The 23,455-nt window shown below is 70.4% G+C and carries 21 protein-coding genes; 8 read left to right on the top strand and 13 right to left on the bottom strand.

Features of this window, described 5'->3' with window-relative positions; translation table 11 throughout:
* Nucleotides 1–2: 2 nt before the first annotated feature.
* The 3 genes from ACTOQ2_RS22650 to ACTOQ2_RS22640 all read right to left on the bottom strand — a co-directional run bounded on the left by ACTOQ2_RS22650 (nucleotide 3) and on the right by ACTOQ2_RS22640 (nucleotide 4,213).
* Nucleotides 3–1,352, bottom strand: a complete 1,350-nt coding sequence (locus ACTOQ2_RS22650) for an FAD-binding oxidoreductase (protein ID WP_440064788.1) — start codon at nucleotides 1,350–1,352, stop codon at nucleotides 3–5.
* Nucleotides 1,353–1,485: 133 nt separating this feature from the next.
* Entirely contained in the window at nucleotides 1,486–2,535 is a 1,050-nt protein-coding gene (locus ACTOQ2_RS22645) for an NAD(P)-dependent oxidoreductase (protein ID WP_440101936.1), read from the bottom strand.
* Nucleotide 2,536: 1 nt separating this feature from the next.
* A complete protein-coding gene (locus ACTOQ2_RS22640) occupies nucleotides 2,537–4,213 on the bottom strand; it encodes a serine/threonine-protein kinase (RefSeq protein WP_440101934.1) in 1,677 nt (558 codons plus the stop codon).
* Between the two features lie 225 nt (nucleotides 4,214–4,438).
* On the opposite strand from ACTOQ2_RS22640, the gene ACTOQ2_RS22635 reads away from it, so the two are divergent.
* From ACTOQ2_RS22635 to ACTOQ2_RS22620, 4 genes are all read left to right on the top strand, one after another.
* Complete coding sequence (locus ACTOQ2_RS22635) at nucleotides 4,439–5,572, top strand: CaiB/BaiF CoA transferase family protein (protein WP_440064717.1); 1,134 nt, start codon at nucleotides 4,439–4,441, stop codon at nucleotides 5,570–5,572.
* A 146-nt stretch (nucleotides 5,573–5,718) separates the two neighbouring features.
* Nucleotides 5,719–6,444: a nitroreductase family protein gene (locus tag ACTOQ2_RS22630; protein WP_440101933.1), complete on the top strand. Its 726-nt coding sequence runs from the start codon at nucleotides 5,719–5,721 to the stop codon at nucleotides 6,442–6,444.
* Nucleotides 6,445–6,919: 475 nt separating this feature from the next.
* Nucleotides 6,920–7,159 carry a helix-turn-helix transcriptional regulator gene (locus ACTOQ2_RS22625; protein ID WP_440101932.1) on the top strand — a complete coding sequence of 80 codons (240 nt, stop codon included), beginning with the start codon at nucleotides 6,920–6,922 and terminating at the stop codon, nucleotides 7,157–7,159.
* A gap of 45 nt (nucleotides 7,160–7,204) precedes the next feature.
* Nucleotides 7,205–7,738: a hypothetical protein gene (locus ACTOQ2_RS22620; RefSeq protein ID WP_440101931.1), complete on the top strand. Its 534-nt coding sequence runs from the start codon at nucleotides 7,205–7,207 to the stop codon at nucleotides 7,736–7,738.
* Nucleotides 7,739–7,933: 195 nt separating this feature from the next.
* Here the strand turns inward: ACTOQ2_RS22620 and ACTOQ2_RS22615 are convergent, their stop codons facing one another.
* Nucleotides 7,934–8,401 carry a GyrI-like domain-containing protein gene (locus tag ACTOQ2_RS22615; protein WP_440064722.1) on the bottom strand — a complete coding sequence of 156 codons (468 nt, stop codon included), beginning with the start codon at nucleotides 8,399–8,401 and terminating at the stop codon, nucleotides 7,934–7,936.
* Nucleotides 8,402–8,535: 134 nt separating this feature from the next.
* On the opposite strand from ACTOQ2_RS22615, the gene ACTOQ2_RS22610 reads away from it, so the two are divergent.
* Nucleotides 8,536–9,975 (top strand): GuaB1 family IMP dehydrogenase-related protein, encoded by a 1,440-nt coding sequence (locus ACTOQ2_RS22610; protein ID WP_440101930.1) that lies wholly within the window; start codon nucleotides 8,536–8,538, stop codon nucleotides 9,973–9,975.
* A 52-nt stretch (nucleotides 9,976–10,027) separates the two neighbouring features.
* On the opposite strand, the gene ACTOQ2_RS22605 is transcribed toward ACTOQ2_RS22610, so the two are convergent.
* Complete coding sequence (locus tag ACTOQ2_RS22605) at nucleotides 10,028–10,198, bottom strand: hypothetical protein (RefSeq protein ID WP_440101928.1); 171 nt, start codon at nucleotides 10,196–10,198, stop codon at nucleotides 10,028–10,030.
* A gap of 325 nt (nucleotides 10,199–10,523) precedes the next feature.
* On the opposite strand from ACTOQ2_RS22605, the gene ACTOQ2_RS22600 reads away from it, so the two are divergent.
* Nucleotides 10,524–11,447: a general stress protein gene (locus ACTOQ2_RS22600; RefSeq protein WP_440101927.1), complete on the top strand. Its 924-nt coding sequence runs from the start codon at nucleotides 10,524–10,526 to the stop codon at nucleotides 11,445–11,447.
* A 104-nt stretch (nucleotides 11,448–11,551) separates the two neighbouring features.
* On the opposite strand, the gene ACTOQ2_RS22595 is transcribed toward ACTOQ2_RS22600, so the two are convergent.
* The 3 genes from ACTOQ2_RS22595 to ACTOQ2_RS22585 form a co-directional block, all read right to left on the bottom strand.
* On the bottom strand, nucleotides 11,552–12,502 hold the full coding sequence (locus tag ACTOQ2_RS22595; protein WP_440101926.1) for a carbohydrate ABC transporter permease: 951 nt from the start codon (nucleotides 12,500–12,502) through the stop codon (nucleotides 11,552–11,554).
* A 55-nt stretch (nucleotides 12,503–12,557) separates the two neighbouring features.
* Nucleotides 12,558–13,532, bottom strand: a complete 975-nt coding sequence (locus ACTOQ2_RS22590; RefSeq protein WP_440101925.1) for a carbohydrate ABC transporter permease — start codon at nucleotides 13,530–13,532, stop codon at nucleotides 12,558–12,560.
* Nucleotides 13,533–13,609: 77 nt separating this feature from the next.
* Entirely contained in the window at nucleotides 13,610–14,965 is a 1,356-nt protein-coding gene (locus ACTOQ2_RS22585; protein WP_440101924.1) for an ABC transporter substrate-binding protein, read from the bottom strand.
* Between the two features lie 195 nt (nucleotides 14,966–15,160).
* Between ACTOQ2_RS22585 and ACTOQ2_RS22580 the strand changes: the two genes are divergently transcribed.
* Both ACTOQ2_RS22580 and ACTOQ2_RS22575 read left to right on the top strand, forming a co-directional pair.
* Entirely contained in the window at nucleotides 15,161–16,540 is a 1,380-nt protein-coding gene (locus ACTOQ2_RS22580; RefSeq protein WP_440101922.1) for a GH1 family beta-glucosidase, read from the top strand.
* Complete coding sequence (locus tag ACTOQ2_RS22575; RefSeq protein WP_440101921.1) at nucleotides 16,537–17,532, top strand: LacI family DNA-binding transcriptional regulator; 996 nt, start codon at nucleotides 16,537–16,539, stop codon at nucleotides 17,530–17,532. Before ACTOQ2_RS22580 ends, ACTOQ2_RS22575 begins: the two co-directional genes overlap by 4 nt.
* A gap of 89 nt (nucleotides 17,533–17,621) precedes the next feature.
* Here ACTOQ2_RS22575 and ACTOQ2_RS22570 read toward each other — a convergent pair whose 3' ends face one another.
* The 5 genes from ACTOQ2_RS22570 to ACTOQ2_RS22550 all read right to left on the bottom strand — a co-directional run bounded on the left by ACTOQ2_RS22570 (nucleotide 17,622) and on the right by ACTOQ2_RS22550 (nucleotide 23,374).
* Nucleotides 17,622–18,617, bottom strand: a complete 996-nt coding sequence (locus ACTOQ2_RS22570; RefSeq protein ID WP_440072461.1) for a LacI family DNA-binding transcriptional regulator — start codon at nucleotides 18,615–18,617, stop codon at nucleotides 17,622–17,624.
* A 22-nt stretch (nucleotides 18,618–18,639) separates the two neighbouring features.
* Nucleotides 18,640–20,058, bottom strand: a complete 1,419-nt coding sequence (locus tag ACTOQ2_RS22565) for a GH1 family beta-glucosidase (protein ID WP_440101920.1) — start codon at nucleotides 20,056–20,058, stop codon at nucleotides 18,640–18,642.
* Nucleotides 20,055–20,912, bottom strand: a complete 858-nt coding sequence (locus ACTOQ2_RS22560; protein ID WP_440072459.1) for a carbohydrate ABC transporter permease — start codon at nucleotides 20,910–20,912, stop codon at nucleotides 20,055–20,057. The genes ACTOQ2_RS22565 and ACTOQ2_RS22560 overlap by 4 nt, the downstream gene beginning before the upstream one ends.
* On the bottom strand, nucleotides 20,909–21,877 hold the full coding sequence (locus ACTOQ2_RS22555; protein ID WP_440101919.1) for a carbohydrate ABC transporter permease: 969 nt from the start codon (nucleotides 21,875–21,877) through the stop codon (nucleotides 20,909–20,911). The genes ACTOQ2_RS22560 and ACTOQ2_RS22555 overlap by 4 nt, the downstream gene beginning before the upstream one ends.
* Before the next feature lie 195 nt (nucleotides 21,878–22,072).
* Nucleotides 22,073–23,374, bottom strand: coding sequence for an ABC transporter substrate-binding protein (locus tag ACTOQ2_RS22550; protein ID WP_440101918.1), 1,302 nt, complete (start codon nucleotides 23,372–23,374; stop codon nucleotides 22,073–22,075).
* Between the last annotated feature and the right edge of the window lie 81 nt (nucleotides 23,375–23,455).

Genomic DNA, 23,455 nt, shown 5'->3' with positions numbered 1-23,455 from the left:
TCTTAACGCCCCCGAACACACTTGTCGTAGAGGTCGAGCAACCGGCCACCCCCGTCGTATGCCCGCTTGACCGGCCAGTAGGCGGTTCCGTTATAAAACCGCCAGAATTCATCCTCCGGGTAGAACGAAGTGGAGTACAGCGATTTATGCCCCTCCAGCTCGTGGACCCGGTTCTCGATCAGACGGTTGTGGTAACCGTCGAACTGCCCCCTGGGAAGTGGGACCGTTCCCCAGAAGCCGAAGTTGACGTAGAGCCGTCCCGGCTCCAGCGGGTAGAGCGGCCACTCGCCGGTGGACCTCAGCGGGCACATCCAGACCGGCGCCATCCCGACCTTGTCGTGGAAGAACTCCAGGAACTCGGCACCGCGCTCGACAGGCACCTCGATGTCCTGGATGACCGACTCCTGCACGGGCAGGTCGCGCCAGCGGTCGACCCTGGCGATCACCCCGTACTTGCGGTCGAGGCCGACCAGCCTGCGGTAGACGTCCGAGCGCATCCACTTGCGCGGCATCAGGGACCGCACCAGCGCGGTCTGCACGCCGAAGGCGCGCGAGCACCAGAACCAGTCGGTGTCCCAGCGCCACAGGTAGTCGCGGACGGTCAGCCAGTCGCGGGTCCTGGTCTGGATCGACCGGTAGTAGATGCGCATCCCGGTGTAGTCGGAGAGGTAGGGGGCCCGCTCGGCGAAGCGGCCCACCGTGATGTAGAGCTCCCCGGGGCCGAAGAACGTGCCGTCCACGAAGTCGACGCGCTCGCCCTCGTACTCGCCGCGCTCGCAGATCTCGCGCATCGCGAGCATGCACTTGTCGGCGTCACCGAACGGGATGTGGGTCAACCTGACGTACGGCTGGACGGGCTTGAGCTTGATCCGGATCCGGAGGGCGTAGCCGAGCGTGCCGTAGGAGTTGGGGAACGCCCGGAACAGGTCCCGGTGCTCGTTGTCGTCACGGGCCACCACGATCCTGCCGTCGCCGGTGAGGATCTCCATCTCCTCCACCGACTCGTGCGGCAGCCCCTCCCTGAAGCTGGTGGACTCGATGCCGAGCCCCGTCACCGCCCCGCCCAGCGTGATCGTCTTCAGCTGCGGCACGACGTACGGCATGAACCCGTGGGCGAGCGTGGCGTCCACCAGGTTCTCGTAGGTCGTCATCCCCTGGACCTCGGCGGTCATCGTCACCGGGTCGACCTCGATGACCTGGTCCAGGTCCCTGGCCGACAGCTTCGCCGACCGGGCGCCGTCCCTGAACCGGAACAGGTTGGTGGTGGCCTTGGAGAGCCGGGGCACCGCGCCTCCCGGGATGGCGGCGTAGGACTCCCTGATCTGCTCCACCGCTTGCCGGTGCGCAGACATCCCCGTCATCTGCCGCACGGTGATCACCCCCATGACCTCGTTGGAAAGATCGCCCCTAGGCACGTTATAACTCGGATGTCTCCGGAGCCAGGCAGGGCGCGTTAAACACGGGAAAACTCTACGACCGTCCTTCTTACGATCTTCGGCCGACCACCGCATCAACCCCGTTGACCACGTTGGCCACAGGCCGGCCCTCGATCGCCGCCTCCAGGTTGTCCAGCACGCACCGGATCAGGCGACCGGTCGACTGAGGGGTCACCCCGGCCACGTGCGGCGAGAGCAGGACCCTCGGACTGCCGCGCAGCGGGTCGTCCTGCGGCAGCGGCTCGGTGTCGAAGACGTCGAGCGCGGCGCCGCCCAGGTGCCCCGACTCCAGGGCGGAAAGCAGCGCCGCCGAGTCGACCACCTGCCCCCTCGCCGCGTTGACGAGCAGCGAGCCCGCGGGCATCAGGGACGGGTCGATCAGCCTTCTGGTCTCCTCCGTCAGCGGGATGACCAGGACGAGCACGTGGGAGCTCGCGACGAGATCGCCGATCTCCCGGTAGGTGTAGGGCACCTCGCGCGGCGTGCGGGTCCAGTAGGAGACCTCGCATCCGTGGGCGGCGAACATCCGGGCGGCGGCCTCGCCGATCGGGCCGAACCCGACGATGCCGACGCGCGAGCCGTACAGCTCGGCGGGTCCGAGGTCCAGCTGCGGCCAGCGTCCCGCGCGGACCGCGGCGTCGGCGTCGAGCAGCCGCCGCGACAGCGCGAGCGCGGCGGCGAGGCACCACTCGGCCACCCCGATCGCGCTCACCCCCGCGGTGTTGGCCAGCGGCACGCCCGCCTCGGCGAGCGCGGCGAGATCGTGGCCGTCCACCCCCACGGAGGGCTGCTGTACGAACGCCAGGCCCGGCGCGGCCCGGACGGCCTCGGCGTCCAGGGCGAGCCCGCCGCTCCAGTCGCCGACCACGATCTCGGCGTCGCCGAGGGCGGCGAGCAGCGACTCCCGGTCGCGGGCCGCGGGAACCGACACGGCGACCCGGTCGCCGAGCGAGCCGAGCAGGTTGCGCACCGCCTCCTCGGGGAGGGGCGGCAGCGCGAGCACCTTCCAGGGCGTGCTGTTCGCCTCCACGCGGTGAAGACCGCTCGCCTCCACGGGGGGAGGACCGCCGGGCACGCGGTCCGAGCGCCTTTGGTTCATGTCACTCGCCTCCTCGGGGGTGGAAGCTGTCGAACACGCGGGTCATGAGAGCCTGCTGGGCCACCCAGTCGGTGTCGTGGGTGGTCCAGCTGAGCACCATGACCGAGTCGCCCACCTCGATGAACCGCCGCATCTCGCGGTAGGTCACCCCGGCGGTGGCCCAGGGGGCTCCTCCGCTGTCCTTCATGGTCCAGGTGAACTCCCACTGGAGCCCGGCGCCGTAGGCGAGGGGGATCTTGGCCGTGTCCTCGGAGTGGATGTCGCTCCACTGGGCCACGTTCTCCCTGACGGTCGCCTGGAGCGAGTCCAGGCCCTCGAGGCCTCCCTCCAGCGGCTCCACCGACAGGTGGGCGGCCCCGTCGCGGCGCAGCCACTGGGTGTAGCCCGTCTCGGCCGCCCAGTCGCCGTTCCATCCGGCCGGGTATCTGATCGACCAGTTCTCCGGAGGCCGGGCCCGCCACGTCTTCAGCCCTCCGGCGGGCGCGGCCGTCCTGGTCCTGGTGGGCGTGGGGGTGGGGGTCGGGGTGGGGGTGGCGGTCGCCGGCTCGGTCTCCTCCACCGGCTCCGGCGTGGCCTCCGCGACGGTGGGCGCGGAGCGCGCCACCGGCCGCTGGTCGGGTTGCGACATCGCCACGGCCGCCGCGGCGCCCCCGGCCGCCAGCAGGACGACGGCCCCCACGATCAGCGGGAGCCGCCCTCCGCCGCGGCGGCGGCCGGGCGCGGCCGAATTCCTGGTCTCGTGCCTTTCCCGCTCCCCGGTGCGGTGGGAGGTCTTGCCGATGTGGCTGAAGTTCTCCTCGGTACGGCTCGGGGCCCCTCCCGTACGGTGGCTCCCGGTGCCTCGCCCCTGGCGGACGGCGGTCTCCCCGGTACGGCGGGCCGCGGCCGACGGGTCGTCGATGACCTCCGCCAGCATGGCGTCGGCCTGCTGCGCGGTCAGCCGGTGGGCGGGTTCCCGCTGGAGCATGCCGGTGAGCACCGCTCGCATCTCCAGGGGCACCACGCCGAAGTCGGGCTCCTCGGTGAGGAGCGCGCCGAGGGTGGAGATGGCGTCGCGGCGCTCGAAGGGCCCCTGGCCGACCAGGGCCGCGTAGAGGGTGGCGCCGAGTGCCCACAGGTCGGACCAGGGGCCGGCGTCGACCCCGGTGGCGCGCTCGGGCGGCAGGAAGCTCGGCGAGCCCGTCACCATGCCCGTCTGGGTGAGCGAGGTGTCGCCCTCGATGACGGCGATGCCGAAGTCGGAGAGCACGGCGCGGCCCTCGGCGTCCAGCAGGATGTTGCTCGGCTTGACGTCGCGGTGCAGGATCCCGGCCTCGTGGGCCGCGCGCAGGGCCGACAGGACCTGGCGGCCGATGTCGGCGACCTGGCGCACCGGCAGCAGGCCGACCTCGTCCAGCCCGCGGGCCCTGACCAGCTCCATCACGATCCAGGGGCGGCCGTCCTGCTCCGCCACGTCGTAGATCGCCACAATGCCGCGGTGGTTGAGCCTGGCCGCCGTCCTGGCCTCGCGAGAGGTGCGGGTCAGCTGGACCTGGTGCTCGGCCGGGGAGAGGTTGGGCGGTAGGAGCACTTCCTTCACGGCGACCGAGCGGTTGAGGAGGATGTCGTAGCCCTCCCACACGACGCCCATCCCACCCCTGCCGAGTTCCCGCAGCAGTCGATAGCGCCCAGCGACCACCCGTTCACTGTGCGGATATGTCATCGCAAAACCCCTAGGTCCCATTCGGAGAGGGCGCAAGTTTCCCATACGCGCGCGGGCGCCACGCGGCTCCTCGCGATGTGTCTTGCCATAGAAAGCCGAATGTTGTTCTACTTGGGCGGGAGGACGGCAGTGCTCGCAACCAGGCGATCGCCCGGGTACGCCGTACCGACGAGACCCCGAACGCACCCGAGGAGAATGCCGATGGAGCACGTGACCAGGAAGGGCCCGCTGGCCGGAGTCCGCGTGCTCGAACTGGCGGGGCTGGCCCCCGGGCCCTTCGCCGGGATGATGCTGGCCGACCACGGGGCCGAGGTGCTGCGCGTCGAGCGCGCGAGCGTCGTCGCCAGGGCCGGGGACAGGCCGCGCCCCGACGTGATGGACCGGGGCAAACGGACGGTCGGCCTGGATCTGAAGTCCCCCGAGGGGGTGGCCGCGTTCAAGGAGCTGGCCCGCCACGCCGACGTGGTCGTCGAGGTCTTCCGGCCGGGCGTCGCCGAGCGCCTCGGCATCGGCCCGGCCGACCTGCACGCGGTCAACCCGCGCCTGATCTACGGGCGGATGACCGGCTGGGGCCAGGACGGCCCGCTCGCCACGACCGCCGGGCACGACATCGACTACATCGCCGTCTCCGGCGTGCTGTCGATGCTGGGCCGCGCGGGCGAGCCTCCCACCCCGCCGATCAACATCCTCGGCGACTTCGCCGGGGGTGGCCTCATGCTCGCGTACGGCGTGCTGCTGGCGCTGATCGAGCGGGAGCGGACCGGCGAGGGCCGGGTGATCGACGCCGCCATGGTGGACGGCGCGGCGACGCTGTTCGCGATGTTCCACCACGGCGTGCAGACCGGCGGCTGGGGCCCGCGCGGCACGAACCTGCTCGACACCGGCGCGCCGATGTACGACACCTACGAGACCGCCGACGGCCGGTACGTGGCCGTCGGGGCGCTGGAACCCCAGTTCTGGACCGAGATGGTCACCCTGATGGGCCTGGAGGACCTGCCCGACCGCGACGACAGGTCGCAGTGGCCCGCGCTCCGCGAGCGGCTGGCCGAGGCGTTCAGGTCCAGGACCCGCGCCGAGTGGGAGGCGGTGTTCGACGGCACGGACGCCTGCGTCTCCCCCGTGCTGGAGGGGGGCGAGGCCGCGGACCACCCGCACAACAAGGCCAGGGGCATGTTCGTCGAGGTGGGCGGGGTCAGGCAGCCCGCGCCCGCGCCGCGCCTGCTCGGCGTGCCCGAGCAGGACCTCTCCCCCGCCACCCGGCTGGCGGACCTGTCCTCCTGGGGGCTGCCCGACGAGACCGCGACGCGGCTGCGCGAGGCCGGGGTGCTGGCCTGATGGGCGGCGAGGCGGGCAGGGGGGCGACGGGCGACGGTCCCGCGAGCACGAAGGCGACGGAGGGCACGGCCGGCGTGGAAGACACGGCAGACACGGCAGACACGGCAGACACGGAGGGCACGGCAGGCATGGAGGGCACGCGGGACATGAGCACCGAGGACGGACCGGCGGGCACCGAGGACACCGGGGCCGCCGGGGCAGCGGGCGGGCCGGCGGGAATGGACGTTTTCGAGGCCCTCTACACGACCAGGGCGATGCGCAGGGTCAAGCCGGACCCGATCCCCGAGGAGGTCCAGCGGAGCATCCTGGACGCCGCGGTCCGCGCGCCCAGCGGCGGCAACGTGCAGAGCTGGCGCTTCCTGCTGGTCGACGACCTCGCGGTGAAGGAGCGGCTCGGCCCTCTGTACCGGGACGCGCTCGGGCGGCTCTTCGAGGGCCACTACCGGCCGATGCGCGAGAAGGCGGAGGCCGAGGGCGACACGCGGACGCTCAACGTCCTGAAGTCGGCCAAACACCTGGCCGACCACTTCGAGGGCTATCCGCTGCTGCTGTTCGCGTTCGTCCGCAACGACCCGTCCGGCGGCTCGATCTTCCCCTCGGTGTGGAGCGCGCAGCTGGCCGCCCGCGCCCACGGGGTGGGCAGCGCGCTGACCAGCGTGCTCGGCATCTTCCACGCCGAGAAGACGCTGCGGGTGCTCGGCGTGCCCGAGGGCAAGGGCTGGACCCTGGCCTGCACGGTCACCTTCGGCTATCCCACCGGGCGCTGGGGCGTCGCGCCCCGCCGCCCGGCGCACGAGGTGAGCTACCGCAACCGGTGGGGCCAGGACGTCGGCTTCGAGGTTCCCGAGCCCCTGTGGAAGCAGGAGGGCTGAGCCCGGCGCCCCAAGGCCCCCTTCCGGCGGATCAGCCTTCCCCTCAGGCTCGGCGAAACGGCCTCCCCCGGTAATTCGAAGGAACAGTCTCCTCCGAGCTTCAGCCGCCTCCCCTGAGGCACCGGCGCGTCCGATCGGGCCGCCCGGCCGGACGCGCCACCGCGAACCGGCCGGGCGGCCCGGCCCTTTTCCCGGCCCCGAACTCCCGCGCCCGGTCGGCTCCTCCGGCCCGATCGGCCCCGCTCACACCCCTCCGGCCCGACCGGCTTCTCCGCTCCGACCGGCCTGCTCACGGGGCATCCACGAGGGACTTCACGAGGAATACGCCTGCCGTAGCTGTACCTCTGTTCGTTGTAGGTGTTGATTCATATGTAGTAGATGTACTACATTCATTCACATGAGTACTGCATCACGTATCCGCACCCCGTCCCCGCCACCGGCCGCGCGGCTCCCCTGAGTCAGGAGGGTCGCCGGAATGTCAGCGGAAGACGTCTACAACCGGATCTCGGTGCTGAGGGCCGAGCGCGGCATCTCGCGCAAGGACCTGGCCGCCGCGCTGGGAGTCCACTACCAGACGATCGGCTATCTGGAACGCGGCGAGTACAGCCCCAGCCTGTTCCTCGCCATGCGGATCGCCGAGCACTTCGAAGTGCCGCTGGAAGTCGTGTTCTCCCTCAAACCGTTCCCCCGGCTCGGCAGCGGCCAGGCCGATTGACCCCCTCCCCGGCCGGAAAGCCGGGGTCTCCTTCGGAGGTATTCGATGAGCACATGGAAGGAAAGCTGGCGCCAGACCCGCGTGGAGGTCATGCAGCGCGACTACCTGCCCGGCTGGTACGCCACCCTGGGCCGCAGGCGGCTGATCGCCTCGGCGGTGGTCCTCGCGCTGACGCTCCTGTGGGCGGACGTCGCCGTCTCCTGGGCCGGCGCGCCGAGTGACGGCGCCGACCTGTCCGACTTCACGCTCCTGGCGCTCAGCATGGTCATCTACTTTCCCGCCGTCTCGCTTCTCAACGTCGCGACTCGTGGCGTCGTCGAGCTGTCCGAGCGCGACCTGGACGAGCGCCAGATAGGCGAGCGCCTGCGGGCCGTCGCCATCGCCCACCGGGTCACGATGGGCATCCTGGTCGCCGTCTTCGTCACGGCCATCGCGCTGGGCATGACGCAGGGCCGCGACTACTCCATGCCGGGAGACGCGTTCTTCGCCCTGGCACTCGCCCTGGGCCTGACGCACTTCGTGCTTCCGCTGGTCATCTCCGGCTGGCGGCTGCCCGACCCGCCCGGCGACGACGTCTGAGCCCCCAATGGGCGAACCGGCCGGAAGCGGCTCGTACGGCGGCAGGATCCCGGCACGACAAGGCACGACAGGAAGGTCCGGTACGGCCACGGGGGCCGCACCGGGCCGCTCCGGGGCCGCACCGCCCAGCGCGCCGGACGACCGGCCCGGCGGCGCCGGGAACGGTCCCGCTCAGCGCATCGGGAACGGTCCCGCTCAGCGCATCGGGGACAGCACCGCCGCGTAGATGTCGGCGCCTCCCGGGTGGTGCACCTCCACGTCGGTGGTGAAGGCCCTCGGCGGGGTGCCTCCCGACTCGGTGTGCTTCCACAACTGCTGCCACGCCTCCAGCAGGACGCCCGGCATCGGCCCGCGGGCCTCGATCTTCAACGACGGCACCCCGGGCACCCGTACCGCCACCATGCCCTCGGGCAGCGCCGCGGCGCTGCGCACCGCGACTCCGACGATCTGGGTGTAGGCACCGTGATGATCACTCTCATAGTCGGTGAGCACCGCGTAGATGTTCTCGTCGACCCGTCCCGGCACGTGGGCGAAGGCCCCCGGGGATCCCGCCCGCGCCCAGAGCGCGCCGAGCCTCCCCCGGCCCGGCTCCGCCTCGTCGGCGTTCGACGTCCGTACGGCATGACCTACGACGAGCATCTCGGGCCGATCAACCACGATCACAATGCCTCCTCATGGCCATCCACTTATTCGCGCAAACCGGATCTTAGCCTCCGGCCCGACCTGCCGGTCCTCTTCGGAGAAGCGGAAAAGGGGAACGCTCATCTTTGGCAATTCACGGGATAAGGTGGATCAACGTGAGATTTCTCAATGAGATGGCACCGGCCTACGACCTGACCTACAGCGACGTTTTCATGGTCCCGTCGCTCTCCTCCGTCGGCTCGCGGCTCGCCGTCGACCTCTCCAGCCGGGACGGCACCGGAACCACCATCCCCGTCGTGGTCGCCAACATGACGGCCGTGGCGGGACGGCGGATGGCCGAGACCGTCGCGCGGCGGGGCGGGATCACCGTGATCCCGCAGGACATCCCGATCGACGTGGTCGCCGACGTCGTCGACTGGGTCAAGAAGCGCGACCTGGTCCACGACACCCCGCTGACGCTCACCCCGCACGACACCGTCGGCGAGGCGCTCAACCTGCTGCCCAAGCGGGCCCACGGCGCGATCATCATCGTCGACTGGGACAACCGCCCGGCCGGTGTGGTCACCGAGAGCGACTGTTCCGGCGTGGACATGTACACCCAGCTCTCCCAGGTGATGTCCGATCACCTGCTCACGCTGCCCGCCGGGCTCGACCCGCGCGAGGCCTTCGACCGCCTCCACGGGGGTCGCCACCGGCTCGCCCCGGTCGTGGACGCGGAGGGCAGGCTGGTCGGCATCCTGACCAGGACGGGCGCGCTGCGCGCCACCCTGTACCGGCCCGCCGTCGACGACTCCGGCAGGCTCCGCGTCGCGGCGGCCGTCGGGGTCAACGGCGACGTGGCCGCCAAGGCCAAGGAGGTGCTCGACGCCGGGGTGGACTGCCTGGTCGTCGACACCGCCCACGGCCACCAGGAGAAGATGATCAGCGCTTTGAAGGCGGTCCGGGCGCTCGGCCCCGACGTGCCCGTCGCGGCGGGCAACGTCGTCACCGCCGAGGGCGTGCGGGATCTCGTCGAGGCCGGGGCGGACATCCTGAAGGTCGGCGTCGGCCCGGGCGCCATGTGCACCACCCGGATGATGACCGGCGTGGGCCGCCCGCAGTTCTCCGCCGTGCTGGAGTGCGCCGCCGAGGCCCGCAGGCTGGGCCGCCACGTGTGGGCCGACGGCGGTGTCCGCCACCCCCGCGACGTGGCCCTGGCCCTGGCCGCGGGGGCGTCCAACGTGATGATCGGCTCGTGGTTCGCCGGCACCTACGAGTCGCCCGGCGACACCCGCACCTCCGCCGACGGGCGCAAGTACAAGGAGAACTTCGGCATGGCCTCGGCCCGCGCGGTGCGGCTGCGCACGGCCGAGGACTCCCCCTTCGACCGGGCGCGCAAGGCACTGTTCGAGGAAGGCATCTCCACCTCCAGGATGTATCTCGATCCGGCGATGCCCAGCGTCGAGGACCAGATCGACGCCATCGTGGCCGGACTGCGCTCCTCGTGCACCTACGCGGGCGCCTCCACCCTGGAGGAGTTCCACGAGCGGGCGGTGGTCGGCGTGCAGAGCTCGTCCGGCTACACCGAGGGCATGCCGCTCCACCAGAGCTGGTGATCCACCCGCGGGAGCGCGGCGCCGCCGTACGCGTGGCGCCCGCTCTCGCCGGTCACCTCCCGCCGGTCCGCGGTGCCCTGCCATCGGGGTCGGCACGGGTGTCGGATCTGCGGTCCTCCAGGCACATCGGTCTGCTCCGGTAGCGGGTGAGCCTGTACACCGCCGCGAAGGCCGCGAGCACCAGCACCACCTCCACCACCACCACCACGATGAGCACGATCATTTCCGGCTCCTTCGTGACCCTGACACCGGTGTCCCGTCTCCCGCCTCCACTGGCGCCATCTTGTGGGAACCCTAACGGTAAGCCCTTACCAATGTCCTAATTGTACGGATTTCTTTCCCGATTCATGGAGGTTGGGCCGCCGCGGTTCCCGGATTCGCCGCCCACGGTTCCCGAGGTCCGCCACACGCGCGGTTCCCAGGGCCCCACCCGCGATTGCCGGAGTCAGCCACCAGCGGCCAGATCCCGGCGGGAGACGCGCATCGTCCCACGAACACGGGGTAGTCGGCCCGTCGAGCCATCTCCCACCCCCGAAAGGCGAGCGAACATGAACGGAACGCCCACCGGCCTGGACACGCAGGTCGTCGTGGACCGGAGGGTCCTGGCAGGCTACGACAACTACCTCGCGGCGCAGCGAACCGTGGACGGGCTCTCCGACGCGGGCTTTCCCGTCGAGAACGTGGCGATCGTCGGCAGCGACCTGAAACTCGAGGAGACCGTCACCGGCCGGATGACCAACGGGCGGGCCGCCCTCACCGGGGCCGGGAGCGGCGCGGCCTTCGGCGCCGTGGTCGGGATGTTCCTCGGCCTGTTCACCTCGACCACGCTGTCGTTCTTCGTGCTCGTGCTCTGGGCGGCCCTGTGGGGCGCGGTGATGGGCGCCGCGTTCGGGTTCATCAACCACCTGTTCACCGGCGGCAAGCGTGACTTCGCCTCGCGCAGCGCGATCGTCGCCGGCCGCTACGACGTGCTGGTCGCGGCCTCGCACATGGACCACGCGCGGGCCGTCCTGGAGTCCACCCCCGGTCCGGCCGACACCGTGGTGGTCGAGGTTCCCCCGTCCGCCGGCCTGTACGACCCGGCCGCCGCGGGGACCACCACGCCGAGCAACCCCGCTCCCCCGCGGACGCTCGCCACCGACGTCCCCCCGCAGCCGACCGCCCCCGACATCTCGGGCCGCCCGGTCTCCTCCGACCTCCCCCCGCAGCCGGTCACCCCCGACTTCGCCCCGCGAGCGGCCACCTCCGACCTTCCCTCGCACGCGGACGCCCCGGCCGGGCCCGCCACCGAGGACACCCCGGCCCCCGTGTCACCGAGCACCTCCCCGAGCGCCTCCTCGGTCACCTCGCCGGACACCGAGGAGCGCCCCGCCCCCGCACGGCCCGACACCTCCGAGCACCAGATCCCCGCTCAGCCCACCTCTCCCGACCGCTCCACCGCGTCGGCCGCCAAGGAGCGGCCCGGCTCCTGAGGCGCGTACCGGAAACTCCCGAGACACGCACGGAAAAACCCGGCGGGCGCCCCCACAGGGGGCGCCCGCCGGGTCGCGGCGGAGGCACGGCCGGGTGCCGCGGCTCAGCCCTTGACGCTGCCCGCCAGCAGGCCGCGGACGAAGTAGCGCTGCATCGACAGGAAGACGATCAGCGGGATGATCAGCGAGACGAACGCCCCCGAGGTCAGGCGTTGCCACTCGTTGCCCTTGGTTCCGGCCATCTGTGCCAGCCGGACCGTCATCGGGGCGCTCTCCGGGGTGCCCCCGGCGAAGATCAGGGCCACCAGCAGGTCGTTCCAGACCCAGAGGAACTGGAAGATCGCGAAGGTGGCGAGCGCGGGCCCGACCAGCGGGAGGACGATCGTGCGCAGGACCTTCCCGTGGCTGGCCCCGTCGACCCTGGCCGCCTCCATCAGCTCGCCCGGAAGCTCGGACATGAAGTTGTGCAGCAGGAAGACGCCCAGCGGCAGCGCGAAGCAGGTGTGCGCGAACCAGACCTGGATGAACCGGGCCGGCCCCTCCAGATCCCAGGCGGGCATCAGCTGAAGGCCGAAGACGGACACGCCCTCGGAGAAGAACGACAGCAGCGGGACGAGCGCCATCTGCAGCGGCACGATCTGCAGCGCGAAGATGCCGATGTAGATCCACTCGCGCCCGCGGAACGGCAGCCAGGCCAGCGCGTAGGCGGCGAAGGTGGCCAGGGCCAGCGGGAAGAGCACCGACGGGATCGTGATGACGATCGAGTTGATCAGGAAGCTCATCATCTGGCCGGAGGACGAGGAGGTGCCGAACAGGACCTCCTGGTAGTTCTCCAGCGTGAGCTGCGGGCTGGAGAAGAACGTCCACCAGCCGCTGTTCTTGATCTGGTCCTCCGGGCGCAGCGAGGACAGCAGCAGGCCGAAGGTCGGTGTGGTCCACAGGACGGCGATGACGATCGCGACGGCGCTGGCGACCCGGCCGCTCAGCCTCCGCCGTACGCGCTGCGGCGCGGTCGTCGTCTCGGGCCGCACCACGGTCTGGGTCAACGTGGCCATGTGGACTCCTTCGCCCGCCGCGTGCTCGCGGCGCCGGGCCTGCCTGCTCGCCCGGTCACCTGACGGCCTCTCTGCGCTGGCGGATCTGGTAGATCACGATCGGGGTCACCAGGACGAACAGGAAGACCGCGAGGGCCGCGCCCTTGCCCGTCTCCCCGTACCGGAACGCCTGGTTGTACATCTCGTTGGCGATGACGCTGGTGTCGAACTGGCCGCCGGTCATGGTGCGGACGATGTCGAACAGCTTGAGCGTGCCGATCGACTGCGTGACCAGCACCACGATCACGGCCGAGCGGATGGACGGCAGCGTCACCCGGAAGAACATCTGCAGCGGGGTCGCCCCGTCCAGCTTGGCGGCCTCGACGATCTCGGCGGGGATTCCCTTGATGGCGGCGGAGAGCACCACGGTGGCGAACCCCGCCTGGATCCAGACCATGACCACGATCAGGAACAGCGTGTTGAGCGGCGCCTCCTGGAGCCACTGCTGCGGCTCGCCGCCGAGGGCGACCGTGATCTGGTTGAGCAGGCCGATCTGGTCCTGCTCCTCTGAGCGGTAGGCGTAGACGAAGCGCCAGATGATGCCCGCGCCGACGAAGGAGATCGCCATCGGCAGGAAGACCAGCGACTTGGCGAGCGACTCGAAGCGGGTGCGGTCGACCAGGACGGCGTAGACCAGTCCGACCGAGGTCACCAGCAGCGGGACGAGCAGTACCCAGACGAGGGTGTTGCGAAGGACGGTCACCGCCTCGGGCTGGGTGAACATCCAGGCGTAGTTGTCCAGGCCGACCCACAGCTTGCCGTCACCGCTCATGAACGACAGCAGGGTGGTTCGCACGGCCGGCACGACCAGGCCGATGGCGAGGAGAAGAAGGGCGGGCAGGAGCAGGATCGTGGCGTGGGTCCACGCGCGCCGCCGCATCGGAGCGCGGTCGACCAGCACCAGGACCACCGCGACCACCACGAGGAAGGCGGCGACGCCGATCAGCAGCTGGACGAGTTTGGGCAGTTCGGCGGCGAAGTCGAAGTCCATCGGAGGATCTCCCGGAAGGATCGGGCCGGGCGACGGTCCGGCCCCGCGTCACGCGGGGCCGGACCCATCGGGATATGTCAGGACTTAGGCCAGGAGGCTTCGATGTAGTCGAGGACCGTCTTGGTGTCCTTGCCATTGATCCAGTCGGTCATGCCCTTCCAGAACGTGCCCGCGCCGACCGCGGCCGGCATCAGGTCAGAGCCGTCGAAGCGGAAGACCGTGCTCGGGTCCTGGAGCATCTCCATGGAGAGCTTGTCGATCGGGTTCTGGGCGTTGGCCGGGTCGACGCCCTTGCGCGCGGTGACGTAGGTCGCCAGCTTCATGCGGGTGGTGGGGAACTCCGCGCCGGCGAGGTAGGCCTGGACGGCCTGGACCTCGGGACGGTCGGCGAAGGCCGCCACGAACTCGCCCGCGCCGAGCACCGGCTTGCTGGCCGGGTCGTTGCCCGGCAGGTAGAAGGCGAACACGTCGCCGTCCTCGGCCACCTTGGTGCCCTCGGGCCAGAAGTTGGCGTAGAAGGACGCCTGGCGGTGCAGGGCGCACTTGCCCTCGGTGATCGGGACGCCGCCCTCCTGGAAGGCGGTGCTGGCGATCGACTTGACCGGGCCGTAGCCGCCGTTGACGAACTTCTCGTTCTTGAGGATCGCGCCGACCTTGTCGACCGCCGCGGTGACCTTGGGGTCGTTGAACGGGGTCTTGTGGCTCACCCAGTCGTCGTATCCCTCGGGACCGGCCTCCCTGAGCATGAGGTCCTCGATCCAGTCGGTGGCCGGCCAGCCGGTCGCGTCACCGGACTCGATGCCCGCGCACCACGGCTTGACGCCGGTGCCGGCGATCGTGTTGGTGAGCGTCATGAGCTCGTCCCAGGTCTTGGGGACGGCCCAGCCCTTCTCGGTGAACATCTTCGGCGAGTACCAGACGAAGGACTTCACGCTGGCGCCCAGCGGGGCGCCGTAGAAGACGCCGTCGACGGTGGCGTACTTGGCCCAGTCCTCCGACCAGCCCTCGGCGGTGAGCTTCTTGACCTCCTCGGAGGCGGGCTTGAGCTTTCCCGCCTTGGCGAAGCGCTCCAGGAGGCCCGGCTGGGGGAAGAAGGCGATGTCGGGGGGGTTGCCGCCGTCGGCGCGGACCTGGATCTGGGCCTCGAACTCGCCGGTGCCCTCATAAGTGATCTTCATTCCGACGCAGTCGGCGAACGGCTTCCACGCCTGCTCGAAGAGGTCGGCCTCCGTGTCACGGATCGGCGAGTAGATGCTGACGGTCTTGCCCTCGTGTTTGCCGTACTGGCTGAAGGCAGCGCATTCGGGAGCGGCGCTGGCGCCGCCACCCGCGGATGGCGCGGGGTCCGAGGATCCACAGGCGGTGACGACCAAAGCCAGCCCAATGGTGCCCGCCGCAAGGGCGGTGCGCCGAGGCCGAGAGAGGAGCGACATGGAACCTTCCTCCATATACACAATTGCCGGGGAGTGTGAGAGCGCTCTCTGGAAGAATTGTCTGCCCACCACGCGATGTCAAGAACTGTGATATTACGGTTACAGTTTCAATTTTCTTGACACGATCGGTGCGATACCGTGATGCTCCAGAGAGCGCTCTCACGTGACAGCCGAACAGAATGGGGCGGTGAGGACATGACCATGTCCGCCGAAAAGTCCTACGACCTTCAGGACTCCGGCGTGCTGAGGTTTCCCGAGGGTTTCGTCTGGGGCGCCGCCACCGCGGCCTACCAGATCGAGGGCGCCGCCCGGGACGACGGCAGGGGCCCCTCCATCTGGGACACCTTCTCCCGGACTCCCGGCAAGGTCCACGCCGGTCACACGGGGGACGTCGCGTGCGACCACTACCACCGCTATCCCGAGGACGTCGCGGTCATGCGCGACCTCGGCCTGCACTCCTACCGCTTCTCCATCTCCTGGCCCCGCGTGCAGCCCGACGGATCCGGCCCGGCCAACCCGCGCGGCCTGGACTTCTACGACCGCCTCGTCGACGAGCTCCTCGGCAACGGCATCACTCCCATCGTGACGCTCTACCACTGGGACCTGCCGCAGACCCTGGAGGACCGCGGCGGCTGGACCAACCGGGAGACCGCGGCGCACTTCGCCGACTACGCCGCGATCGCGCACGGCAGGCTGGGTGACCGGGTCGAGACGTGGACCACCCTGAACGAACCCTGGTGCTCGGCCTTCCTCGGCTACGCGTCGGGCATCCACGCCCCCGGTCTCGCAGAGCCCGCGCTGGGCTTCGCCGCCGCCCACCACCTGCTGCTCGGCCACGGCCTGGCCGTCCAGGCGCTGCGCGCCTCCGGCGCCACCACGGTCGGCATCACGCTCAACCTCTCCCCGGTGATCGGTGACGACACCCCGGCCGCCGAGCTCGTCGACGGCCTGCAGAACCGGATCTTCCTGGACCCGGTGCTGCGCGGGGAGTATCCCGCCGACGTCGTCGAGCGGGCCCGCCGCTTCACCGACTGGTCCTTCGTCCACGACGGGGACCTGGAGATCATCAGCGAGCCGATCGACCTGCTGGGCGTGAACTACTACCACCCGCAGACCGTGACCGCCCGCACCGGCGAGCCCGCCAACCCGGTCTACCCGGGCAGCGAGGGCATCGCCTTCGGCGGAGCCGACGCGCCGCGGACCGCGATGGGATGGCCGGTCCAGCCGTTCGGCCTGACCGACCTGCTCCTGCGGCTGTCGCGCGACTATCCGGGCACCCCACTGATCATCACCGAGAACGGCGCCGCCTTCGACGACGTCGTCGAGGACGGCGAGGTGCACGACGTCGGCCGTCTCTCCTACCTCGACGGGCACCTGCGCGCGGCGCACGCGGCCATCGAGGGCGGCGCCGACCTGCGCGGTTACCTCGTCTGGTCACTCCTGGACAACTTCGAGTGGGCCGAAGGGTACCGCAAGCGGTTCGGCGTCGTATACGTCGACTACGCGACGCAACGACGCACCCCCAAGGACAGCGCCCTGTGGTACCGCGAGGTCATACGCCGGAACGGGCTGTGAGAGCCCGGCCAACCCTGGAGAAGGTGGCCGCCCGGGCCGGGGTGTCCCGGGCGACCGCCTCGCGCGTGGTCAACGGCTCCACGCGCGTGGCACCGCAGATCCGCGACGCGGTCAACCGCGCCGTGGAGGAGCTGGGCTACGTGCCCAACCAGGCGGCGCGGAGCCTGGTCACCCAGCGGGCCGACTCCATAGCGCTCGTCTTCCCTGAGCCGGCGACCCGCGTCTTCTCCGACGACCCCACCTTCGCCGGGATCATCCGCGGGGTCAGCATGGAGATCGAGGAGGCCGACAAGCAGCTCGTGCTGATGCTCACCGGCATGACGGGCGGCTACCAGCGGGTCGAGCGCTACGCCACCAACGGCCACGTGGACGGCGTGGTCATCGCGTCCATGCACGGTACCGACCCGCTGCCGGGCATCCTCGCCAGGCGCGGGGTACCGGTGGTGTGCAGCGGCCGGCCGACCGTGCCCAGCAGCCTGCCGTACGTGGACATGGACAACGCCGGCGGCGCCGAGCGCGCGGTGCGGCACCTGATGGAGCGGGGCAGGCGGCGCATCGCCACCATCGCGGGACCACAGGACATGATCGCCGGGATCGACCGGCTCAACGGCTACCGCGCCGTGCTGCGCGACTCCGACCGCCGCTCCATCGTGGCGGTCGGCGACTTCACCCGGGAGTCGGGGGCGTCGGCGATGCGGCAGCTGCTGGCCGACGACCCGGAGATCGACGCGGTGTTCGTGGCCAACGACATGATGGCGCTGGGCGCGCTGCCGGCCCTGCGCCAAGCGGGCCGGCGGGTCCCCGACGACGTCGCGGTGGTCGGCTTCGACGACATCCCGGCCGCGTCCTACACCGAGCCCCCGCTGAGCACCGTCAGGCAGCCGACCGTCGAGATGGGACGCAGGCTCGCCCGCATGGTCCTCGACCTGGAGGAGAAGGCACAGGTGATGCTCCCCACCGAGCTGGTCGTCCGGGAGTCCACCGCGTCCTGAACACCGGCCGGACCCCGCCGCCCGGTCGTCCGGCCGCGACGACCGGGTACGTGCGCCCGGCACCCGGCCGGGGAGGGCCGGGCCGGGGACTACGAGGACGCCCGGACCACCAGCTCGGTGGACACGATCATCGGTTCGGCGGGACCGCCCTCGAAGAGGGAGAGCAGCAGGCGGACCATCGCCGCGGCCTGCTCGGCGTGCGGCGTGTGGATGGTCGTCAGCGGCGGGTCGGTGTAGCGGGCGGCCTCTATGTCGTCGTAGCCCACGATGGCGACCTCCTCGGGGATCCGCCGGCCCGCCTGGCGGAGCGCGTGCATCGCGCCGATCGCCATCAGGTCGTTCGCGGCGAAGACCGCGTCGATCTCCGGGTCGTCGGCCAGCAGCTGCCGCATCGCGACCGCCCCCGACTCCCGGGTGAAGTCGCCGACCGCGATGATCGAGCGGCGGTCGGAGTCGCGGAGCACCTCGCGGTACCCGGCCAGCCGGTCCTGCCCGCCGATCATGTCCAGCGGCCCGGCGATGGTGGCGATGCGCCGCCTGCCCCGCTCCAGCAGGTGCCGCACGGCCGCGGCGGCGCCCTCGACGTTGTCGTTGTCGACGTACGGTATCGCGACCGGCACGGCGGGCCTGCCGTAGGAGACGACCGGGACGCGCAGCCGGGTGAGCGCGACCGGCAGCGGGTCGGCGCCGTGGCTGGAGACCAGCATGACGCCGTCGACGTGGCCGCCGGCGATGTAGTGCTCCACCCGGGCGTGGCTCTCCGGCGACCCGGCCAGCAGCAGCACGACCTGCTTGTTGACGGCCTCCAGTTCCAGGCTGGCCGAGCGGATGACGGTGGAGAACATCGGGTCGTCGGAGAACACCCGGTTCGGCGACTCCGAGACGACCAGCGCGACCGAGTTGGTCGTCTGGGTCACCAGGTTCCTCGCCGCCCCGTTGGGGACGTAGCCGAGCTCGTTCACCGCGCGCATGACCAGGTCCCGGATGTCGGCGGTGACCGTGGTCTGGCCGTTCACCACCCGGGAGACGGTCGACCGGGAGACCCCGGCACGGGCGGCGACCGCCTCCAGGGTGGGTCGTCTCATCGTGTTCTTCCCCTACGGTCGGTTACAGTCCGTTACGCGTGATGACATCGCGATACCACAGCGCACTGTCCTTGAGCAGACGCCGCTGGGTGGCGAAGTCGACGTGCACGATTCCGAACCTACGCCGATACCCTTCGGCCCACTCGAAATTATCCAGCAGAGACCAGACGAGGTAACCCCGCACGTCCGCCCCGTCGGCGATCGCGGCGTGCACGGCGCGCAGGTGGCCGTCCAGATACTCGGTCCTGCGGGTGTCGTGGACGCGGCCGTCCTCCACGACGTCGTCGAAGGCCGCGCCGTTCTCGGTGATGAGCAGGCCGACCTCCGGGTAGTCGTCGGAGAGCCGCACCAGCAGGCGGGAGAGCCCGTTCGGCACGATCGGCCAGCCCATCGCGGTGGCGGGCACGCCGTCCGCGGGGCAGAACCGGATGTCCTCGCTGCCCGGCCACGCCGCGTCGGCCGCCTGGCCGGGCCCCGCCTCCACGACGCACGGGTTGTAGTAGTTGATGCCCACCAGGTCGATCGGCTGGTTGATGGTCGCCAGGTCGCCGTCCCAGATGTGGTCGAGGCCGCCGTTGCGCCCGACGATGTCGAGGAACCCCGGGGGGTGCTCCCCGCGCAGCGCCGGGTCGACGAACTGCCTGACCAGCAGGGTGTCGACCCGGCTGACCGCCTCCGCGTCCGCCTCGGAGATCTCGGCCCCCGGGTCGTCCACCTGGGCGGGGGTGATCACCGGTGACAGGTTCAGGACCAGCGAGATCTCCTCCGCACCGCCCTCGCGGAGCACCCGCGCCGCCATCCCGTGCCCCAGCAGCAGGTGGTGGGCGGCGCGGAAGGCCGCCGCGGCGTCGGTCCTGCCGGGCGCGTGCACCCCGTTGCCGTAGCCGAGGAAGGCGGCCACCCACGGCTCGTTGAGGGTCGCCCAGTTGCGGACCCGGTCGCCCAGCCGCGCGTGCACGGCCGCCGCGTACTCCTCGAAGCGGTGGGCGGTGTCGCGTTCGGGCCAGCCGCCCGCGTCCTCCAGCGCCTGCGGGAGGTCCCAGTGGTAGAGGGTGGCGTACGGCGTGATGCCCGCCTCGAGCAGCCTGTCCACCAGGCGGCTGTAGAAGTCGAGGCCGCGCGGGTTGACGGGCCCCTTGCCGTACGGCTGGACCCTGGGCCAGGCCACCGAGAACCGGTACGCGGCCAGGTTCAGCTCGGTCATCAGCCGGATGTCGTCGGCGTGGCGGAAGTAGTGGTCGCACGCCACGTCGCCGGTGTCACCCCCGACGACCTTGCCCGGGGTGCGAGAGAAGGTGTCCCAGATCGAGGGCTCGCGGCCGTCCTCCTTCACGGCTCCCTCGATCTGGTAGGACGCGGTGGCCGCGCCCCAGACGAAACCGGTGGGGAAGTCCGCACGCCCTTCCGTAAGGGTGGCCCCCCGAGTGCCGACGACGGTCATCCCTTTACCGCTCCCTGCATGATTCCTCCGATGATCTGTTTGCCGAGCAGCGCGAACACGATGACCAGTGGCAGCGTGCCGAGCGTGGTACCCGCCAGGCCGAGCACGTAGTCGTTGACGTATCCGCTGGCCAGTGTGGACAGGGCGACCTGGACCGTCGGGTCCTCCGGGGTCAGGACGACCAGCGGCCAGAAGTAGTCGTTCCAGACCGACATGAAGGTGAGCATGCCGAGCACGGCCGCCGCCGGGCGGGCGGCCGGGAGCACGACGTGCCAGAACAGGCCCCAGGTGCTGCAGCCGTCGACCCGCCCCGCCTCCAGCAGCTCGGTCGGCAGCGCCCGGGAGAGGTACTGGGTCATGAAGAACACGCCGAACGCGTTGACGAGCGCGGGCACGATCAGCGCGTACATGGTGCCGGTCCACTCCAGCTTCACCATCAGCATGTACAGCGGGATGATGCCGAGCTGGGTCGGCACCATCATCGTCGCCACGGTGAGCAGGAGCAGGGCGTTGCGGCCGCGGAAGCGCAGCTTGGCGAAGGCGAACCCGGCCAGCGTGGAGAAGAACATCACCGCGATCGCGACGGAGCCGGAGACGATGACGGAGTTGAGCATCGCCAGGGCGAAGGGGACCGTGTCGAAGACGCGCGCGACGTTGGCGAAGAAGTTGCCGCCGGGGATCAGCGGCGGCGGGACGTCGGCCAGGGCCGCGTTGTCGCGGGAGGCCACCACGATGCTGTAGTAGAGCGGCAGCATGGAGAAGAACGCCACCGCGGTCAGCGTCAGGTAGGTGAGCCTGCGGGCCGTGCTCCCGGAGCGACGGCGGACCGCGGAGACGGCGGTGTGGGCGCTCACGACAGCCCTCCCTTCCCGCGACGGGTGAGCAGGTAGTTGATGCCGGCGATCACCACGATGAAGACGAACATCATCCAGGAGATGGCCGAGGCGTAGCCGAAGTCGAGCTTGGTGAAGTTCTCGTAGATGAACAACGCGAGCGTCTGGTACTGCCGGTCCACCCCTCCGGTGATGATGTAGGAGCTGAACAGCAGCGGCTCGGCGAGGATCTGCATGGCGCCGATCGTCGAGGTGATGACGACGAAGATGATCGTGGGCTTGATCATCGGGATGGTGATCTTGCGGAGCTGGGTCATCCCGCTCGCGCCGTCGATGGTGGCCGCCTCGTACAGCTCGCGCGGCACGGCCTGCATGGCCGCCAGGAAGATGAGGGCGTTGTAGCCCGTCCACCGCCACATGATCATGGTGGAGATGGCGAAGTGGGAGCTCAGCACCCCCTCGTTCCAGGCGACACCGTCGACGCCGACCAGAGAGAACACCCAGTTGATCATGCCGAAGTCCCGGCCGAACAGCTGGCTGAAGATGACCACCACCGCGACCACGCTGGTCACGTTGGGCAGCAGCAGCGTGATGCGGAAGAAGGTCTGCGCCCGCAGCGGCCGGTTGAGCAGGTGGGCCAGCCAGATGGCCAGCAGCAGCTGCGGCGCGGTGGACAGCACCCCGATGGACAGGGTGTTGAAGGTGGCGTTCCAGAAGTAGTCGTCGGCGAGCAGCGTCCTGAAGTTGTCCAGACCGACGAAGGGATGCTCGTCCTGGAGCAGCGTCCACTCGTGCAGGCTCACCCAGGCGGTGTAGGCCAGGGGGAACAGCCCGAAGGCGGAGAACAGCAGGAAGAACGGGGCCACGTAGGCGTACGGCGAGCCCTTGACGTCGAGTTGGTGAACCAGGTGGCGGCGGAGGCGGCGAGGTCGCACCGGCCTGTTCGGTGGGACCGCCGCCAGGCGATCGGGCGCGCGGGTGGCCATGGCAGCTCCTTTCGGCGATTCGTTGGACGGCGTTTGCCGGACGGCGTTTGTCAGACGGCGTTTGTCAGACGGCGGGGGGCATGCGGCCCGTCGCGGCGGGAGCCACGCGGCTCACCGGCACGGGGGCGTGCCGCCCGCGGGGACAGCGGCACAAGCAGGTGGCCGACCGGTGCGAGACCAGCCGGCCGGGGGCGACTACTTGATCCTGCTGACGTCCTTGAGCGCCTGCGCCCAGGCCTCCTCGGCGTTCTGCTTGCCCTGGTCGACCCGCTGGAGACCGTTGCCGATCGCCTGCAGCACGTCACCGGCCTTGGGGCCCACGGGCTGGGGCTTGAGCGACTTGGCCGCGTCGGTGAAGATCTTGCCGATCGGCGCGTTGCCGAAGTACGGGTTGACGTAGTCCTTCACCGCGGGGTCGTCGTACAGGGCGGGCAGCGAGGGCAGCGCGCTGGCCTCCTTGAAGAGCTTGATCTGGCTCTCCTTACTGGTCAGCAGGTCGATCAGCGCCGCGGCCTCCTTGGGGTGCTTGCCCTGCTTGGGCAGCATCAGGTGGGTGCCGCCCTGGTTGCCGCCGCCCCCGGGCACGGCCGCGATGTCCCAGGTGCCCTCGCCGGGCTTCTGGTCCTTGATCGTGCCGGTCTTCCAGGCGGGGCAGACCATGGTGGCGAAGGTGCCCTTGGCGATGCCGGTGTTCCACGGCGGCGAGAAGGCGGCGAGGTTGGCCGACAGGCCGGCCTCGATCATCTTCACGCCCGTGTCGTACGCCTTGCGCACCTCGGGGTTGGTGGCGGCGACGATGTTGTACTGGGCGTCGTAGAAACCGACGGGGGCCTGCTCGACCATGGCGCGGAAGTGCTCGCCGGGACCGTCGGTGAACTTGGCGCCCTCCACCTTGCCGGCGACGAACTTCTTGCCCGTCTCGATGTAGGCGTCCCACGTGGGCCAGAGCGCCGAGACCTCTTCGCGGTCGGTGGGCAGGCCGGCCTTCTTGAACAGGTCGGGGCGGTAGCACATGGCCAGGCCGCCGACGTCGGTGCCCAGGCCCAGGAGGGCGGAGCCGTCGTTGGAGACGCCCAGCTTCCACTTCCAGTCGAGGTACTCGCTCTGGCGCTTGTCCAGGCCGTACTCCTTGAGGTTGTGGAATTTGTCCGGCACGGGGGTGAAGGCGCCGATGTAGCCGCCCTCGACGGCGACCACGTCCGCGGCGCCCGCGCCGGTGGTCAGCTGGGTGATGAGGTTGGTGTGGTGGTCGTTGAACTGCGCGCGGCGCTCCACGATCTCCACGTTGGGGTGGGTCTTCTTGAACTCCTCGTACAGCGGCGCGTAATGGAAGTCGCTGAACAGCCCGACGGTCAGCTTGATCTTCTCGGCCGGCGCGGAGGCCGCTCCGCCGCTCCCGGTGGTCTCGGCGTCACCACCGCCGCAGGCGGTCAGGCCCAGGGCCAGGGCGGAAACGGCGACCATCGGGGCGAGGAACCGCTGGCGTAACGTACGCATGGAACCCTCCTGGGTCCTCATAAGTGATCATGGAGAGAGCGCTCCCTGAGCAGATTGAGGCCAAGCGGGTTACGTGTCAAC

Origin of the sequence: Streptosporangium sp. H16, assembly GCF_051918855.1 — a bacterium.
Taxonomy (GTDB): Bacteria; Actinomycetota; Actinomycetes; order Streptosporangiales; family Streptosporangiaceae; genus Streptosporangium.
This window is presented reverse-complemented; position numbering and strand designations above follow the sequence as displayed.